Annotated in this window: 15 protein-coding genes; 7 read left to right on the top strand and 8 right to left on the bottom strand. The window is 74.0% G+C overall.

Features of this window, described 5'->3' with window-relative positions:
- Positions 1-154: 154 nt before the first annotated feature.
- Positions 155-913, bottom strand: a complete 759-nt coding sequence (locus ACFU5J_RS20410) for an SDR family NAD(P)-dependent oxidoreductase (RefSeq protein ID WP_430579946.1) — start codon at positions 911-913, stop codon at positions 155-157.
- Positions 914-1059: 146 nt separating this feature from the next.
- Here ACFU5J_RS20410 and ACFU5J_RS20405 point away from each other — a divergent pair, with 146 nt between their 5' ends.
- Positions 1060-1725, top strand: coding sequence for a TetR/AcrR family transcriptional regulator (locus tag ACFU5J_RS20405; protein WP_430579945.1), 666 nt, complete (start codon positions 1060-1062; stop codon positions 1723-1725).
- A 160-nt stretch (positions 1726-1885) separates the two neighbouring features.
- On the opposite strand, the gene ACFU5J_RS20400 is transcribed toward ACFU5J_RS20405, so the two are convergent.
- Both ACFU5J_RS20400 and ACFU5J_RS20395 read right to left on the bottom strand, forming a co-directional pair.
- The gene (locus tag ACFU5J_RS20400) at positions 1886-2641 is read right to left on the bottom strand and encodes an SDR family oxidoreductase (RefSeq protein WP_430579944.1); all 756 of its coding nucleotides are present in this window, start codon (positions 2639-2641) and stop codon (positions 1886-1888) included.
- Positions 2642-2712: 71 nt separating this feature from the next.
- Positions 2713-3582, bottom strand: coding sequence for an alpha/beta fold hydrolase (locus tag ACFU5J_RS20395; protein ID WP_430579943.1), 870 nt, complete (start codon positions 3580-3582; stop codon positions 2713-2715).
- Positions 3583-3670: 88 nt separating this feature from the next.
- Between ACFU5J_RS20395 and ACFU5J_RS20390 the strand changes: the two genes are divergently transcribed.
- Positions 3671-4339: a TetR/AcrR family transcriptional regulator gene (locus ACFU5J_RS20390; RefSeq protein ID WP_430579942.1), complete on the top strand. Its 669-nt coding sequence runs from the start codon at positions 3671-3673 to the stop codon at positions 4337-4339.
- A 1-nt stretch (position 4340) separates the two neighbouring features.
- On the opposite strand, the gene ACFU5J_RS20385 is transcribed toward ACFU5J_RS20390, so the two are convergent.
- The 5 genes from ACFU5J_RS20385 to ACFU5J_RS20365 are packed head-to-tail and all read right to left on the bottom strand — an operon-like array spanning position 4341 to position 8748.
- A complete protein-coding gene (locus tag ACFU5J_RS20385; protein WP_430579941.1) occupies positions 4341-4817 on the bottom strand; it encodes a DUF1801 domain-containing protein in 477 nt (158 codons plus the stop codon).
- A 34-nt stretch (positions 4818-4851) separates the two neighbouring features.
- Complete coding sequence (locus ACFU5J_RS20380; RefSeq protein WP_430579940.1) at positions 4852-5799, bottom strand: phosphotransferase; 948 nt, start codon at positions 5797-5799, stop codon at positions 4852-4854.
- A 35-nt stretch (positions 5800-5834) separates the two neighbouring features.
- Entirely contained in the window at positions 5835-6527 is a 693-nt protein-coding gene (locus ACFU5J_RS20375; RefSeq protein WP_430579939.1) for a DUF4241 domain-containing protein, read from the bottom strand.
- A 36-nt stretch (positions 6528-6563) separates the two neighbouring features.
- Positions 6564-7295 carry an NUDIX hydrolase gene (locus tag ACFU5J_RS20370; RefSeq protein ID WP_430579938.1) on the bottom strand — a complete coding sequence of 244 codons (732 nt, stop codon included), beginning with the start codon at positions 7293-7295 and terminating at the stop codon, positions 6564-6566.
- Between the two features lie 4 nt (positions 7296-7299).
- Positions 7300-8748 carry a GuaB1 family IMP dehydrogenase-related protein gene (locus ACFU5J_RS20365; protein WP_430579937.1) on the bottom strand — a complete coding sequence of 483 codons (1449 nt, stop codon included), beginning with the start codon at positions 8746-8748 and terminating at the stop codon, positions 7300-7302.
- 181 nt (positions 8749-8929) lie between these two features.
- Here ACFU5J_RS20365 and dxs point away from each other — a divergent pair, with 181 nt between their 5' ends.
- The 5 genes from dxs to ACFU5J_RS20340 all read left to right on the top strand — a co-directional run.
- Positions 8930-10822, top strand: a complete 1893-nt coding sequence (gene dxs, locus ACFU5J_RS20360; RefSeq protein ID WP_430579936.1) for a 1-deoxy-D-xylulose-5-phosphate synthase — start codon at positions 8930-8932, stop codon at positions 10820-10822.
- Between the two features lie 81 nt (positions 10823-10903).
- A complete protein-coding gene (locus ACFU5J_RS20355; RefSeq protein ID WP_430575908.1) occupies positions 10904-11569 on the top strand; it encodes an HAD family hydrolase in 666 nt (221 codons plus the stop codon).
- A 95-nt stretch (positions 11570-11664) separates the two neighbouring features.
- Complete coding sequence (gene pflB, locus ACFU5J_RS20350) at positions 11665-13920, top strand: formate C-acetyltransferase (RefSeq protein ID WP_430579935.1); 2256 nt, start codon at positions 11665-11667, stop codon at positions 13918-13920.
- A 1-nt stretch (position 13921) separates the two neighbouring features.
- Positions 13922-14782: a pyruvate formate-lyase-activating protein gene (gene pflA / locus ACFU5J_RS20345; RefSeq protein ID WP_430579934.1), complete on the top strand. Its 861-nt coding sequence runs from the start codon at positions 13922-13924 to the stop codon at positions 14780-14782.
- Positions 14783-14864: 82 nt separating this feature from the next.
- On the top strand, positions 14865-15420 hold a 556-nt coding region (locus tag ACFU5J_RS20340; protein WP_430579933.1), incomplete at its 3' end, for a PIG-L deacetylase family protein.

The raw sequence follows: 15420 nt of genomic DNA, 5'->3' as shown, positions 1-15420 counted from the left end.
CCCGCGCGGAGGGGCGGGGCGCCGTCGTGCTCAGGGGGTGCGGGAAGGCATGTCGCCAGGACGCCGATCGTGACGCTCCGCCGCACTCTTGTCCCCGTCCCGGCGCGCCGGCACGGAACCGGGGTGGATCGAGACCGCCCCTGCGCCCTTCCGGTCAGGGGTAGACCTGGACCTCGCCGCCGTCCACGAACAGCTCGCTGCCCGTGATGAAGCTGGACTGATCCGATGCCAGAAAGAGGACGGCGTTGGCGATCTCGGCCGGATCGGCAGTGCGTCGCAGGGGTGTGCTGCTCGCCATCTCGTCGAGGAACGCGCCCGCCTGCTCCGGGTTCTCGGTGAGGCCGCGGAGCCCTGGCGTGTCGGTGGGGCCGGGCACGATCGTGTTGACGCGCAGGCCGCGGTGCGCGAGCTCGGCGGCCCAGACTCGGCCGAGCTGCCTGATGGCCGCCTTGGTGGCGGAGTAGACCCCGAAGCCGGAGGTGCCGCGGTGCGCCGAGCTGGACCCTGTGAGCACGATGCTCCCGCCGTCGTTCAGCAGCGGGAGCGCCTTCTGGACCGTGAAGGCGGTGCCGCGCAGGTTGATCCCGAAGGTGTGGTCGAAGGCCTCGGGCGTGAGCGAGGCGAGGGGCTGTCTCGCTTCGCCGCCGCCGGCGTTCGCGAAGAGGATGTCGAGGCGATTCCCGTCCGCGGCGATCCGTTCGAACAGCCTGTCGAGGTCGTCCAGATCGGAGACGTCGTTCTGGATAGCGATCGCGTGGTCGCCCAGCTCGTGGGCCGCGGCGTCGAGCACCTGCTTTCGGCGTCCGGTGAGGTAGACGCACGCGCCCTCGGAGATGAAGCGCTTCGCCGCGGCGAACCCGATGCCTGTGCTCGCGCCGGTGACCAGGGCTGTCTTGTCGGTGAGCTGACCCATGAGTAGACGTCCTCTGCGATGTGGTGTGTGAACCGCCGGAGTGGGCGGGTGACCGGCGGCCGCGATGGCGTGCGGGCCAGTTCTTGACCGATTGGTCCACGATATTCTTGGTGGACCGATCGGTCAAGAATTGATACGGTGGGGCGATGTCAAGGCCACGACAGTTCGACGAGGACGCGGTGTTGTGCGCTGTCCGTGACCAGTTCTGGAACGCGGGCTACGCGGCGACGTCGCTCCAGGACCTCATGCGGGTCAGCGGCCTGGGTAAGGGCAGCCTCTACGCCGCCTTCGGGGACAAGCACCAACTCTTCCTCCGGGTGCTGCGCCGGTACGTGGCGTCGCTCGACCACGCGGTGCGTGGGTCGATCGACTCGGCTCCACGCGCGGTGGACGCGCTGCGCTCGTTCGTGATGATGCCGGTGGGCGACCCCGCAGGGAGGGCTGCCCGGCGCGGCTGTCTGCTCGCCAACAGCGCCACCGAGCTGGCTTCTGCCGATCGTGTCGTCGCCGCGGAGGCGCGGCGAGCCTACGAGGGGATCATCGCGGTGCTGACCGAGGGTGCGCGACGGGCTCAGGTGGAGGGTGACCTGAGCGCCTCCATCGACCCCGTCGGTGTCGCGCGGGCGCTGCTGGCCACGCAGCAGGGCTTGACGTTCATGGGCCGCGCCGGGATGGATGTCGAGACGCTAGCGGCCACAGCGCACGTGCTGGCAACCCAACTTCTACCCACCGTGGTCGACCGTCGGGACGGTACGAATCCGCCTCATGGGCCGGGCGGTCCCGCCGCCCCGACTCCTGGCGCTCGGCGCTGAGCCGCCTCTCCGGCGGGAAGTGCAGCGCCGTCGGCAGCACCGTGAGCACGATCCGCCTCGGGGTCCGGTGTCTCTCGTCGACACCTCGACGACATCCGCACGGACCGCTCGTTCGCCAGCTGATCTCGGCGTCGCCCGAGTCTCTTCGTCGTTCGCGCGATCAGCGGTTCGTGAGCCGGTCGGCGAGGTGCACGACTCCGAGCCGGGCGCCGGGGCCGGGCAGCAGCTCGTCGCCGGTCACGGCGGCGCCGAAGTAGGTCGCGTCGGGGTCGACGACGACGGGTCGCGGGTCGCCCTGCGCGGCCAGCCCCGAGGCGACGAACGCGGGCAGCCGCATGGGGTCCGGGCCGGCGAGCTCGAGCGTCGCGTCGGCGGGCCCGGCGTCGACGACGCGCAGCAGCTCGGCCGCGACATCGTCCTCCGCGACGGGCTGGTCCGCGACGTCGGGCAGCCGGACCTCGGGGCCGCTCGCGCCGTCGCGCGTGGACGCGTCCGCGATCCCGGACGCGAAGCCGAAGAACTGTGTGGCCGCCCGGACGGTGCACGGCCGCCCGGAGCAGGCGAGGAGGTCCTCCTGGGCGACCTTGGCCTGCAGGAAGCCAGCCCCGCGCAGGCGGCGGGCCCCGACGACGGACAGCAGGACGTGGTGCCCGATGCATGCGCGCTGCCCGGCGTCGAGCAGCGTGCGGGTGCCCGTGGTGAAGAACTCCCGGGCGTCGTCGGGCGCCATGGAGGGCGAGCGAGAGACGTCGACGACCGCGTCGGCGCCCGCCAGGGCGGCGTCGACGCCGGTTCCCGTCACGACGTCGACGCCCGTCCGCCGCGACGCCACCACGACGTCGTCCCCGCGCGCCCGGAGCCGCGCGACGAGACGGGCCCCGATCCGCCCTGAGCCGCCGACGACCACCACGCGCACCGTGCACCTCCCGCGAGCCTGCCCTGGGCGGGTGGGGCCGCGCTCACCGTCTCACGCTCACCGTCTCACGCTCACCGTCTCGCGGTCGCCGGCCGGGGCGCCGTGACGTGCGCGACGACGGCGGCCACGACGGCGGGGTCGTCCAGCACGCGGGTGTGCCCGAGTCCTCGGGTGGTCAGGAGCTCGCTTCCCGGCACCGCCGCGCGCAGCAGCGGTGCGCCCGACGGCAGGGACATCCGGTCGTCGTCGTCCTGGACGAACAGCGTCGCCACGCGTGCCGGGACCGGGTGCCGCACGAGGTCGACCCGTGTACGGATGTCGCGCACGTCGCCGGGGAAGGTGCGTTCGACGTGGTCGCAGAAGCGGTCGTGGAGGCTCGCGGGCATGCCCACGAGCCGCAGGAAGGCTCCCGCCAAGGCGTCGAACCCCGTCATGGTGGCGACGGAGACGAACCGGTCGGCAGGGAAGCCGTCGGCGAGGGCGAGGCCAGCCGCGAGGCCGCCGAGGGAGTGGCCGACGACGGCGGTGAACGGCCCCTCGGTGTCGTGGACGGCGCGGATGGCCGCCATGTGGTCGAGGGCGGACATCCGGCGTCCGGTCGAGTCGCCGTGGGCGACGCCGTCGAACGACACCGCGGCGAGGCCGGCCTCGCGGAGCGCGGTGACGAGCGGGGCGAACCGGGACGCCCTGCTCTTCCAGCCGTGCGCGAGCAGGACGGCCGGGGCGTCCCGGTCGCCCCAGCGGTAGGTGACAAGGCACTCGTCGCCGACGGAGACCGTGCCGCGCGCGGCGCGGTCGTGCACGGCGCGGTCGGCGGGACGCACCGGCGCGGGCGGCCCGAAGTGCCAGAAGGTGCGGGCGGCAAGGCGCACGGCGAGCGGGGGAGCGACGGCGGACAGCACGCGGAAGCCCGTGCTGACGGCGGTGGGGACGTAGGGCACGGCGGACTCCTGGGGGGAGGGCGGGACAGGAGGAAGATGAACGATCGTTCGCACACTAACACCGAACGAACGGTCGTACACTCATCAGGTGACCATCGAGACGCGGACAGACCCCTCGACCGCACCTTCGACGGACGGGCGCCGTCTGCGGGGCGACCGGTCGCGCCGCGCCGTCCTCGACCTCGCCGTTCAGGACGCCTCCGTGCGCGGCCTCGAGGCGCTCACCCTCGGGTCGTTGGCCGCGCGGCTGCCGGTGAACAAGAGCGGCATCGCGGGGCTCTTCGGCGGCAAGGAGGGACTCCAGCTCGCGGCCGTCGAGCACGCCCGGGGGATGTTCGTCGACGCGGTCGTCGACCCCGCCCGGGAGGCGGCGCCGGGGCTGTCCCGGCTGTGGTCGCTCGTGCGGCGGTGGTCGGACTACTCCCGACGGCGGGTCTTCGCGGGCGGCTGCTTCTTCCGGACGGTGGAGGTCGAGTTCGACACGCAGGACGGGTCGGTGCGCGACGCGGTCGTCGCCGCCCACCGCGACTGGACCTCCTACCTGCGCCGGCACGCGGAGCTGGCGGTGGGAGCGGGGGAGCTCGCGGCCGACACCGACGTCGACCAGCTCGCCTTCGAGATCACCGCGATGCTGAACGCCGCGAACGACGGCTCGCTGCTGCTCGGCGACGACGGCGTCTACGCCCGCGCGCTCGCGGCGGTCCGAGGGGCGCTCGAGGCCCGCGGCGCGGACCCGGCGGCCCTCGCCGCCGACTAGCTCACCCGGCCGGCGGCGCGTGCTCTGGCCCGTCGCCGCCCTCGCGTGCCCGGAGCCCGTACGTGCCGGCCGTGAGCGCGGCGTAGGACGCGGCGACGATCCCCTCCAGGACGTCGAGGTCCACCTGCGCGAGATCCTTGAGGTACAGGCACCCCACGCCGGTCGTGTGCGGGCCGAGGCGGGCCAGCGCGCCGGCGTGCGCCTCCGTGCCGTCGGAGAGGTAGACGACGCTCGCGGCCGCCCGCGGAGAGAAGCCGGCGGCGGCCGCGTGGCCCGTGCGGCCGCTCGCGTACGCGTAGCGGTACTCGCCGAAGCCCACGATCGACGTGCCGAACATCCGCGGGGGCTGCCCGGTGGCGCGCTCCATCAGGGCGAGCAGGGTCTGCCCGTCCCGCCGCCGCACGGGTCGGGCGACGGCGGCGACGAACGCCCGCGGGTCCGCGTCGGTCCAGGTCGTCGTCTGCGCGTCGCGGGCCATGGCCCGAGTCTGCCGCAGACGTCCGTGCCGCCGCTCAGGCGGCGCCGTCGAGCAGCGCGGCGAGGGCGTGGCGTCCGATGGGGACCATCCGGGGGTGCAGCTGTGGGTGGGCGAGCATGTTCGTCGCGAACAGCAGCGACCAGCCCGCCGCGCGCGCCCATGTCGCCTCGTCCCAGCCGCGGCCCGCGTTCGCGCGCGCCTGGATCTCGGCCCGGCAGGCGGCGCGCCCGGCGTCGTCGAAGCACAGCCACAGCGACCCCAGGTCGGAGGCCGGGTCGCCGGACGTCACGTCGCCCCAGTCGACGACGGCGGACAGTCGGTCCGGCCGACCGTCCTCGCCGGGCGCCACGACGAGGTTCGCGGGGTGCGGGTCGCCGTGGAGCCAGACGGGCGGGCCGTCGAACGCGGCGGCGTCCAGGGCGCGGTCCCAGAGGCGGCGCGCGGCCGCGCGGGTGGCCGCCGGGGCGGCGGCGAGGCGCTCGTCGAGGACCGACGGGTCGCGGGCCTCCGCGCGCTCGCCCAGGGGCACCCCGCGCACCGGGTTCGAGGGCGCGTCGTCCGGCGCGGGGGAGTGCACCGCGGCGAGGAGGCGGCCGAGCGTGGGCGCCCAGGCGACGCGGGCCGCCACGTCGGTGGCCTCCGCGCTCACCCCGCCCGCCCACGGCACCACGTGCCAGGACCACGGATAGCCGAGCGCGGCGCTCGGCCGGCCCAGCCGCACCGGCACCGGTACGACGACGTCGGGCACCGCCGCGCGCAGCCGTGCGGCCAGGGCGGGCAGCGCCTGCTGCTCGTGCTCGACCAGAGGTGCGGCCAGCGCCCGCCGCGGCAGCCGCACCGCGAGGTCGTCGCCGAGCCGCACCATGACGTTGTCCCAGCCGTGGGCGACGATCTCCAGCGGCCGGTCGGCCAGGTCGGGGTGCTGCTCGGCGAGCAGCGCGCGGGTCAGGGCGACGTCGACGTCGATCTCGGCGGCAGGCACCGGACCATCATCGCGGACGACCGTCCGCCCGGCGGTCAAGCCTCGGAGGGGTCGTCGTCCTCGTTCCACCACGGCTCGGCCGTGAGCACCTGGAGATCGATGTGCACCCCGGTGAGCGCGCCGTCAGCGTCGTGCGTCGTGACCACCGGGTAGAAGCCGTCGCCCCACCCCGAGTGGGACAGCACGACGTTCTCGCCGTCGGCGTGGGGGAGCGGCGCGTTCGCCGCCCCGACGACGAGGTGGTCGGGGGAGTCCTGCAGCGCGAACCAGGAGTCGGGGCCGCCGTGGTCGACGACCTCGCCGTACCAGTCGTCGACCGCAGCGGTCGCGGCCCGGACGGCCCGGGCGTCGGCGAAGCCGACCGTGCCGGCGTCGACGCCCACGCCGAACCACAGCGGCTCGCCGTGCTCGTCCGTCGTGCTGCGTCCCTCGGGGACGAAGGGCCGGACCTCGGCGTCGGGCGCGTCGGCGAGGACCACCGAGAGGTAGGCCTCGCGCAGGTGGCTGGCGTCCTGCTCCTGCGAGACGTCGGCGACCGTGACGCGCACGGGGTAGGCGCCGGCTGGTACGGGGACCTCCAGGCCCTCGCCGAGCGTCACGAACGGGTCGGAGGCCTCGAGCCTGCCGGACGGCACGTGCACCAGCCCGAGGTCGTGGACGGTCAGGGTGTAGGGCGTGCCCTCGGGGCGGCCCGTGCGCAGGGCGAGGAAAGGGGAGCCGGGTTCCATGGCGCGGACGCTAGCGGCCCCCGCCGACACCGTAGGTCAGAGCTCGCGCTCGCGGCCGCGGTCCCACGGCTCGGTCCACCCCAGGCGGTCGAACGCGGCGTCGAGGATGCCCGCGGTGAAGCCCCACACCAGGTGCGCCACGCCCGCGGCGTCGAGCACCTCGAAGCCCGGCCCTCGCCAGGTGCGGCCGCCGCGGCGCAGGACGGTCGTCACGCGGTGGTCGGGGTCCAGCAGGTCGGCCACGGGGGCGCGGAAGACGTGCGCGGACTCGGCGACGTCCACCACGCGCACTGGGGTGGGCCGCGCCCACCACCCCAGCACCGGGGTGACGAGGTGGTTGCTCACGGGCATTGGCAGCTGGGCGAGGGCGCCGAGCACCTCGACGCCGCCCGCGTCGAGGCCGGTCTCCTCGACCGCCTCGCGCAGCGCCGCGTCGACGGGAGTCTCCCCGTCCTCCGCCCGCCCGCCCGGGAACGCGACCTGCCCGGCGTGCGAACGCAGCGTCGACGCGCGCTCCAGGAGGAGCACGTCGAGGTCGTGCGCGACGGCGAGGGCCTGGGCGTCGTGGTCCGCGGCGAGGTCGTCCAGCACCCCGAACAGCACGAGGACGGCCGCCGGGCGGGCGGCCGCGGCGTCCAGCTCGCCGCGCGCGAGGCCCCAGTCGCCCAGGAAGCCACGGTCGGCGGCGAGCTCCGCGAGCTGGGCGCGCGCGGCGTGGGCGGCGGGCTCCGCGCCCGCCGCCCCGCCCGTCCCGGGGGTCGTCGTCACCGGCTCACCAGCTCGTGGCGACCGGCATGCCCTCGGCGTACCCCGCGGCGGACTGGACGCCCACCAGCGCCCGCTCGTGGAACTCCGGCAGGCTGCGTGCGCCGGCGTAGGTGCAGCTCGAGCGCAGGCCGGAGGTGATGTCGTCCAGGAGGTCCTCCACGCCCGGGCGGCGCGGGTCGAGGTACATCTTCCCGGTGGAGATGCCCTCCTCGTAGAGCGCCTTGCGCGCCCGGCCGAACGCCGAGCCCGCCCCGGCGGTGCGGGCGGCGACGGCGCGGGCCGACGCCATGCCGAACGAGTCCTTGTAGAGGCGGCCGGTGCCGTCGTCGTGCAGGTCGCCGGGCGACTCGTACGTGCCGGCGAACCAGGAGCCGACCATCACCTGCGACGCGCCGGCGGCCAGGGCGAGGGCCACGTCGCGCGGGTGCCGCACGCCGCCGTCGGCCCACACGTGCTTGCCGAGCTCGCGCGCGGCCGCCGCGCACTCCAGCACGGCGGAGAACTGCGGGCGGCCCACGGCGGTCTGCATGCGCGTGGTGCACATGGCGCCCGGGCCGACGCCCACCTTGACGATGTCGGCGCCCGCGGCGACGAGGTCGCGCACGCCGGCGGCCGTGACGACGTTGCCCGCGACGACCGGCACGTCCGGCGACACCGACCGCACCGCCTCCAGCGCCCGCAGCATGGTGGACTGGTGCCCGTGCGCGGTGTCGACGACGAGCACGTCCACGCCGGCGTCGAGCAGCTCGCGGGTCTTGGCGGCGACGTCGCCGTTGATGCCGACGGCGGCGCCGACGCGCAGCCGGCCCGCGGCGTCGAGCGCCGGGCGGTACACCGAGGAGCGCACCGCGCCCTTGCGCGTGAGCACGCCCGCGAGGACGCCGTCGCGCACCACCGGCGCCAGGTGGATCTTGGCGGCGTGCATCCGCTCGAAGGTCGCCTCGAGGCCGTCGGCCTCGAGCTGGACGGCGTCGAGCGCGACGACGTCGTCCGACATCACCTGGTGCACCTGCGCGAACCGGTCCACGGCCGCGCAGTCACCCTCGGTGACGACGCCCACGGGCTTGCCGTCGGCCACCACGACGGCCGCACCGTGCGCGCGCTTGCCCAGCAGGGTCAGCACCGTGGAGACGGTGTCGGTGGGCGCGACGACGACGGGCGTCTCGATGACGGGGTCCTTGGACTTCACGTCGGCCACGACGTCGGCGACGACGTCCACCGGGATGTCCTGCGGGATGATCGCGATGCCGCCGCGGCGGGCGACGGTCTCCGACATCCGGCGCCCCGCGACGGCCGTCATGTTCGCGACGACCACGGGGATCGTGGTGCCGGTGCCGTCGTCCGTGGCGAGGTCGACGTCGAAGCGGCTGGTCACGTCCGAGCGGGACGGGACCATGAAGACGTCGCCGTAGGTGAGGTCGGTGGTGGGCTGCTGCCCGTCGAGAAAGCGCACAGGTGTCCCCTGAGAAGTGTGCCGAGGGAGGTTCGTCCGTCCCTCGAACGCTCGCCGGCGGTCACGTGTTCCCGTCGGCAGGGTCGAAACTACCCCGTGCGACGCCGGGAGGTGTCGGGGGACGGCCTGTGGGACGCTGCGGACCGCCTATTGTGGTGTGGTTATGAACGGGGAGGAACGCATGAGCCTGCTGAGCAGCATCGGCTCGCCAGAGGACGTCCGACGGCTGACGCCGGAGCAGACGACGCAGCTCGCGGCGGAGATCCGGGCCTTCCTCGTCGACCAGGTGTCGCGGACCGGGGGGCACCTCGGGCCGAACCTGGGCGTCGTCGAGCTGACGATCGCGCTGCACCGCGTCTTCGAGTCGCCGCACGACACCCTCGTGTTCGACACGGGGCACCAGGCGTACGTGCACAAGCTGCTCACCGGGCGCCAGGACTTCTCCGCGCTGCGCAAGGTCGGCGGCATGTCCGGCTACCCGTCGCGTGCCGAGTCGGAGCACGACGTCGTCGAGAACTCGCACGCGTCGACGGCGCTGTCGTGGGCCGACGGCATCGCCAAGGCCAACGCCGTCCAGGGCCGACCGGACAAGCACGTCGCAGCCGTCATCGGCGACGGTGCCCTCACCGGCGGCATGGCGTGGGAGGCCCTCAACAACATCGCCGCCTCGCAGGACCGCCGCCTCGTCGTCGTCGTGAACGACAACGGCCGGTCGTACTCGCCCACCATCGGCGGCGTCGCGAACCACCTCAACACCCTGCGCACCACGCGCGGCTACGAGGCGTTCCTGTCGTGGGGCAAGCGCACCCTGCACCGCACGGGCGCTCCGGGGCGTTTCGCCTACGACTGGCTGCACGGGCTGAAGAAGGGTCTCAAGGACGTCGTCGCGCCGCAGGGCATGTTCGAGGACCTCGGCCTGAAGTACATCGGGCCGGTCGACGGCCACGACGTGGTCGCCATGGAGCACGCGCTGCGGCGCGCGCGGGCGTACGGCGGCCCGGTCATCGTGCACGCGATCACGGAGAAGGGGCGCGGCTACACGCCCGCCGAGCAGGACGTGGCCGACCGCTTCCACGCCGTGGGGCAGATCCACCCCGAGACGGGCCTGCCCGTCGCGCCGTCGCGGTTCGGCTGGACCAAGGTCTTCGCCGACGAGATCGTCAAGATCGGCCACGACCGGCCGGACGTCGTCGCGATCACCGCGGCGATGCTGCACCCCGTGGGGCTCGCGCCGTTCGCGCAGGAGTTCCCCGCCCGCACCTTCGACGTCGGCATCGCCGAGCAGCACGCCGCGACGTCCGCGGCCGGCATGGCGTTCGCCGGCCTGCACCCCGTGGTGGCCGTCTACGCGACCTTCCTCAACCGCGCGTTCGACCAGGTCCTCATGGACACGGCGCTGCACCGGGCGGGCGTGACGTTCGTCCTGGACCGGGCCGGTGTCACCGGCGACGACGGCGCCAGCCACAACGGCATGTGGGACATGGCGATGCTGCGCATCGTGCCGGGCCTGCGCCTGGCCGCGCCGCGCGACGAGCCCACGCTGCGCGCCGCACTGCGCGCAGCCGTCGACGTGGACGACGCGCCGACCGTCGTGCGCTACCCCAAGGGTGCCCTGTCCGACCCGCTCCCGGCCCTCGAGGAGCTGGACGGCGTGGACGTGGTCGCGCGGCACACGCCCGGCGCGGGCGCCGCGACCGCGGACGCCAAGGTGCTCGTGGTCGGTGTCGGCTCCATGGTGGGCACGGCGCTCGCGGCAGGCGAGTCGCTGGCGGCACACGGCCTCACGGTCGACGTCGTCGCGCTCACGTGGGTGCTCCCGGTGCCCGAGGCGCTGGTGAAGCTCGCAGGCGAGCACGACCTGGTCCTCACGATCGAGGACGGCGTGGTCGACGGCGGCGTCGGCGCCATGACCGCGCAGCGCGCGGGGGAGCAGGGCGTGCGCACACCGTTCGTGCACGTCGGGCTGCCCGTGGCGTTCCTCGACCACGCCACCCGCGACCAGGTCATCGGCCAGCAGCGGATGCGGGCCGAGGACGCCGTGCGCGACGCGCTCGCGGCGCTCGCCCGGCGCTGAGCCGACGCTGAGCCGACGCCGCCGGCCGTGGTCGGCCGAGACGCCGGGCGCGGCGGCGCCCGGGGTCGGTAGCCTCCCGTCATGATCTGGCTGCTGGACCTCGACAACACGCTCGTGGGTCGCGCGGAGGCGTTCGCGTCCTGGGCGATCTCCGAGGTCGACGCCGCGGGCGCGACCGCCGACGACCTCGCGGCGATCCTCGCGGCCGACGAGGGCGGCCACGGGTCCAAGGAGGCGCTCGCACGCGTGCTGATCGCCCGGCTCGGCTGGGACGAGGGCGTGCCGACCGCGATCGAGCGGTTCCGGGCGGGGATCCTCGACGGCGTCCAGCTCTACGACGGCGTGCTCTTCTCGCTCGACGTGCTGCGCGGCGCGGGCCACCGGGTGGCGGTCGTGACCAACGGGACGTCCGCCCAGCAGCGGGGCAAGATCGCGCGCTGCGGGCTGGAGGGCCACGTGGACGCGGTCGTCGTCTCGGAGGAGGAGGGCGTCGCCAAGCCGGACCCCCGCATCGTGGAGATCGCGCTGGAGCGTCTCGGTGCGGCGGACGCCGACCGGCGCCAGGTGTGGATGGTCGGCGACGCCGCCCATGCGGACGTGGCGGTCGGCCGCGCGGCCGGCACGCGCACGGCGTGGGTCTCCCACGGCCGGTCGTGGGACGGCCCGGACCGGCCCGACGTCGTCGCCGCGACGACGCGCGAGGCGATCGCCCTGGCGGCCTCCCCGCCCGGGGCTGTCCTCGACTGATCCGAAGGTGTCTGCGACGTCACAGCCCCTCGACCTCGCTTGTGAAGGCTTTCACGAATAGGCTGTGGTCATACCTCAGAAGGAGGGGGCTCCCTATGACCACCGACGCGGCACCCACCACGACCACCGCCTGGCGCGGGTTCACGCCCGGGCCCTGGTGCGACGGCATCGACGTGCGCGACTTCATCCAGCGCAACTACACCCCGTACACGGGCGACGACGGCTTCCTCGAAGGGCCGACGGCGCGCACCACCGGGGTGTGGGAGAAGCTGTCGGCGATGTTCCCCGCGGAGCGCGAGAAGGGCGTCTACGACGTCGACCCGCACACCCCGGCGGGCATCACCGCGCACGGCCCCGGCTACATCGACCGCGACGCCGAGCTGGTCGTCGGCCTGCAGACCGACGCCCCCCTCAAGCGCGCGATCATGCCGAACGGCGGCTGGCGCATGGTCGAGGGCGCGCTGGAGACCTACGGCTACCCGGTCGACGAGGACCTCAAGAAGGTGTTCACCGAGTACCGCAAGACGCACAACCAGGGTGTCTTCGACGTCTACCCGCCCGCCGTCCGCGCGGCGCGCAGCTCCCACATCATCACGGGCCTGCCCGACGCTTACGGCCGCGGCCGCATCATCGGCGACTACCGCCGGGTGGCGCTGTACGGCGTCGACCAGCTCATCGCCGCGAAGAAGGTCGACAAGCTCGGCCTCGACGTCCAGCCGTTCACCGAGTCGGTGGCGCGCGAGCGCGAGGAGCACGCCGAGCAGATCCGCGCGCTCGGCGAGCTCAAGGAGATGGCCGCGTCCTACGGCTACGACATCTCCGGCCCCGCGACGACGGCCCGCGAGGCCGTGCAGTGGCTCTACTTCGGCTACCTCGCCGCGGTGAAGGAGCAGAACGGCGCCGCGATGTCGCTCGGGCGGACGTCGACGTTCCTCGACGTGTACATCGAGCGGGACCTGCAGGCCGGGCGCCTCACCGAGGCCGGGGCGCAGGAGATCATCGACGACTTCGTCATCAAGCTGCGCATCGTGCGCTTCCTGCGCACGCCCGAGTACGACGCCCTGTTCTCCGGCGACCCGACCTGGGTCACCGAGACGATCGGCGGCATGGGTGACGACGGCCGCCCGCTCGTCACGAAGAACTCGTTCCGCTTCCTGCAGACCCTGTACAACCTGGGGCCGGCGCCGGAGCCGAACATGACCGTCTTCTGGAGCCCGCGCCTGCCGCAGGGGTTCAAGGACTTCTGCGCCAAGGTGTCGATCGACACGTCGGCCGTGCAGTACGAGTCGGACGAGCAGATCCGCCCCGCCTGGGGCGACGACGCGGCCATCGCGTGCTGCGTCTCGCCGATGGCCGTCGGCAAGCAGATGCAGTTCTTCGGCGCCCGCGTGAACCTCGCCAAGGCGCTGCTGTACGCGATCAACGGCGGCAAGGACGAGGTCACCGGCAAGCAGGTCTCGCCGGCGTTCCCCGCGGTCGCGCCGGGCCTTCCGCTCGACTACGACGACGTGCGCGCCCGCTTCGACCGCACCATGGACTGGCTCGCCGAGACGTACGTCGAGGCCCTGAACTGCATCCACTGGTCGCACGACAAGTACGCGTACGAGCGGCTCGAGATGGCCCTGCACGACAAGGACGTGCTGCGCACCATGGCCTGCGGCATCGCCGGGCTGTCGGTCGCGGCCGACTCCCTGTCGGCGATCCGGTACGCCAGGGTCGTCCCGGTGGCCGACGAGAACGGCATCGTCGTGGACTACGAGATCGACGGCGACTACCCGGCCTACGGCAACGACGACGACCGCGTCGACTCCATCGCCGTCGAGCTGGTCGAGTCGTTCATGGCCAAGATCCGCAGCCACCACATGTACCGCGACGCGGTGCCCACCCAGTCGGTGCTGACGATCACGTCCAACGTGGTCTACGGCAAGGCCACCGGGAACACCCCGGACGGCCGCCGCGCGGGCGAGCCCTTCTCGCCCGGCGCGAACCCGATGAACGGCCGGGACACGCACGGCATGCTCGCCTCGGCGCTGTCCGTCGCGAAGCTGCCCTACGACCAGGCCCAGGACGGCATCTCGCTGACCAACACCGTCGTGCCGTCCGGCCTCGGCCGCACGCGCGAGGAGCAGGTGGCCAACCTGGCCGGTCTGCTCGACGCGTCGGTGGGCGCCGACGGCTACCACATGAACGTCAACGTCCTCGTGCGCGAGACGCTCGAGGACGCGATGGAGCACCCGGAGAAGTACCCGCAGCTCACGATCCGCGTCTCCGGCTACGCGGTGAACTTCGTGCGGCTGACCCGCGAGCAGCAGCTGGACGTGCTGTCGCGGACCTTCCACGGGGGGCTCTGACATGACTGCCGGCCCGGTGCTGCTGGACGCCCCCTCCCGGCGCCGGGCCGGCGCCGGCCTGCGGGGGATCGAGACGGCCGACGTCGAGCGGTCCGAGCGCCTGGCGCTGATGCGCTCGGGCGAGCTCGGCTCGGTGCACTCGTGGGAGCTCGTGACCGCCGTGGACGGCCCCGGCACGCGGCTGACCGTCTTCCTCAACGGGTGCCCGCTGCGGTGCCTTTACTGCCACAACCCGGACACCCTGGCGATGAAGGACGGCGAGCCCGTCCTCGCCGAGGAGCTGCTGGCCCGCGTCGCGCGCTACCGCGGCATCTTCTCGGCGACGGGCGGCGGCCTCACGCTCTCGGGCGGCGAGGTGCTCATGCAGCCCGCGTTCGCCGCCCGCGTCCTGCGGGGCGCGAAGGAGCTCGGGGTGCACACGACGCTCGACACCTCGGGCTTCCTCGGGGCCAACGCGACGGACGCGATGCTGGAGGACACCGACCTGGTGCTGCTCGACATCAAGTCCGGCGACGAGGAGACCTACCGGCGCGTGACGGGGCGCTCGCTGGCCCCCACGCTCCGCTTCGGGCGCCGCCTCGCCGAGCGCGGCGTGAAGGTCTGGGTGCGGTTCGTGCTCGTGCCCGGGCTCACGGACGACCCGGAGAACGTCGCCGCCGTCGCGCGGCACGCGGCCGACATCGAGGCCGTGCGCCCGGGGACCGTGGAGCGCGTCGAGGTGCTCCCGTTCCACCAGATGGCCCGCGACAAGTGGGCCGAGCTGGGCCGTGCCTACGAGCTCGACGACACCGAGCCGCCGACGCCCGAGGCGACCGAGGCCGTCCGCGAGGTGTTCCGGTCCCACGGCCTCACGACCTACTGACCCGGCCCGCTCGCCCGGGGCCCCGACCGCCCGGCGACGCCGGGGCGCGCGACCGCGCCCCGGCGTCGCTAGCGTGGTGGGCATGACGACGACGCCCGACCGCCCGCACGAGGACGACCCCCTCCGCCCGCTCGACGAGACCTGGGCGACGGCGCTCGCGGTGGTGGCCCACCCCGACGACATGGAGTTCGGCGCGGCCGCGGCCGTCGCGCGCTGGACGGGCCAGGGCAAGCGCGTCGTCTACACGATGGTGACCAGCGGCGAGGCGGGCATCGACGGCATGCACCCCGACGAGGCGCGCCGGGTGCGCGAGGCCGAGCAGGTCGCCTCCGCGCGGGCCGTGGGCGTCGACGACGTCGAGTTCCTCGGCTTCGCGGACGGGGTGATCGAGTACGGCCTGCCGCTGCGCCGGGCGATCGCGGGCGCCGTGCGCCGGCACCGTCCCGAGGTGGTGATCACCGGGAACTACCGCGAGTCGTTCCCCGGCGGCATGCTCAACCAGGCCGACCACGTCGCCACGGGCCGCGCCGTCGTCGACGCCGTGCGCGACGCCGGCAACCGCTGGGTCTTCACGGACCAGCTCGAGGCAGAGGGGCTCGAGCCGTGGGGCGGCGTCCGCCAGGTGTGGGTGGCCGGGT

It is taken from the genome of Isoptericola sp. NPDC057559 (assembly GCF_042801555.1).
GTDB lineage: Bacteria > Actinomycetota > Actinomycetes > Actinomycetales > Cellulomonadaceae > Isoptericola.
The sequence above is the reverse complement of the archived record's forward strand: the minus strand, read 5'-3'. Positions and strand labels throughout refer to the sequence as shown.

Coding starts and splice junctions, on each gene's coding strand:
- ACFU5J_RS20355 (WP_430575908.1), top strand. CDS start 10,904: ATGATCTGGCTGCTGGACCTCGACAACACGCTCGTGGGTCGCGCGGAG.
- ACFU5J_RS20385 (WP_430579941.1), bottom strand. CDS start 4,817: ATGGCCCGCGACGCGCAGACGACGACCTGGACCGACGCGGACCCGCGG.
- pflA (WP_430579934.1), top strand. CDS start 13,922: ATGACTGCCGGCCCGGTGCTGCTGGACGCCCCCTCCCGGCGCCGGGCC.
- dxs (WP_430579936.1), top strand. CDS start 8,930: ATGAGCCTGCTGAGCAGCATCGGCTCGCCAGAGGACGTCCGACGGCTG.
- ACFU5J_RS20375 (WP_430579939.1), bottom strand. CDS start 6,527: ATGGAACCCGGCTCCCCTTTCCTCGCCCTGCGCACGGGCCGCCCCGAG.
- ACFU5J_RS20410 (WP_430579946.1), bottom strand. CDS start 913: ATGGGTCAGCTCACCGACAAGACAGCCCTGGTCACCGGCGCGAGCACA.
- pflB (WP_430579935.1), top strand. CDS start 11,665: ATGACCACCGACGCGGCACCCACCACGACCACCGCCTGGCGCGGGTTC.
- ACFU5J_RS20405 (WP_430579945.1), top strand. CDS start 1,060: ATGTCAAGGCCACGACAGTTCGACGAGGACGCGGTGTTGTGCGCTGTC.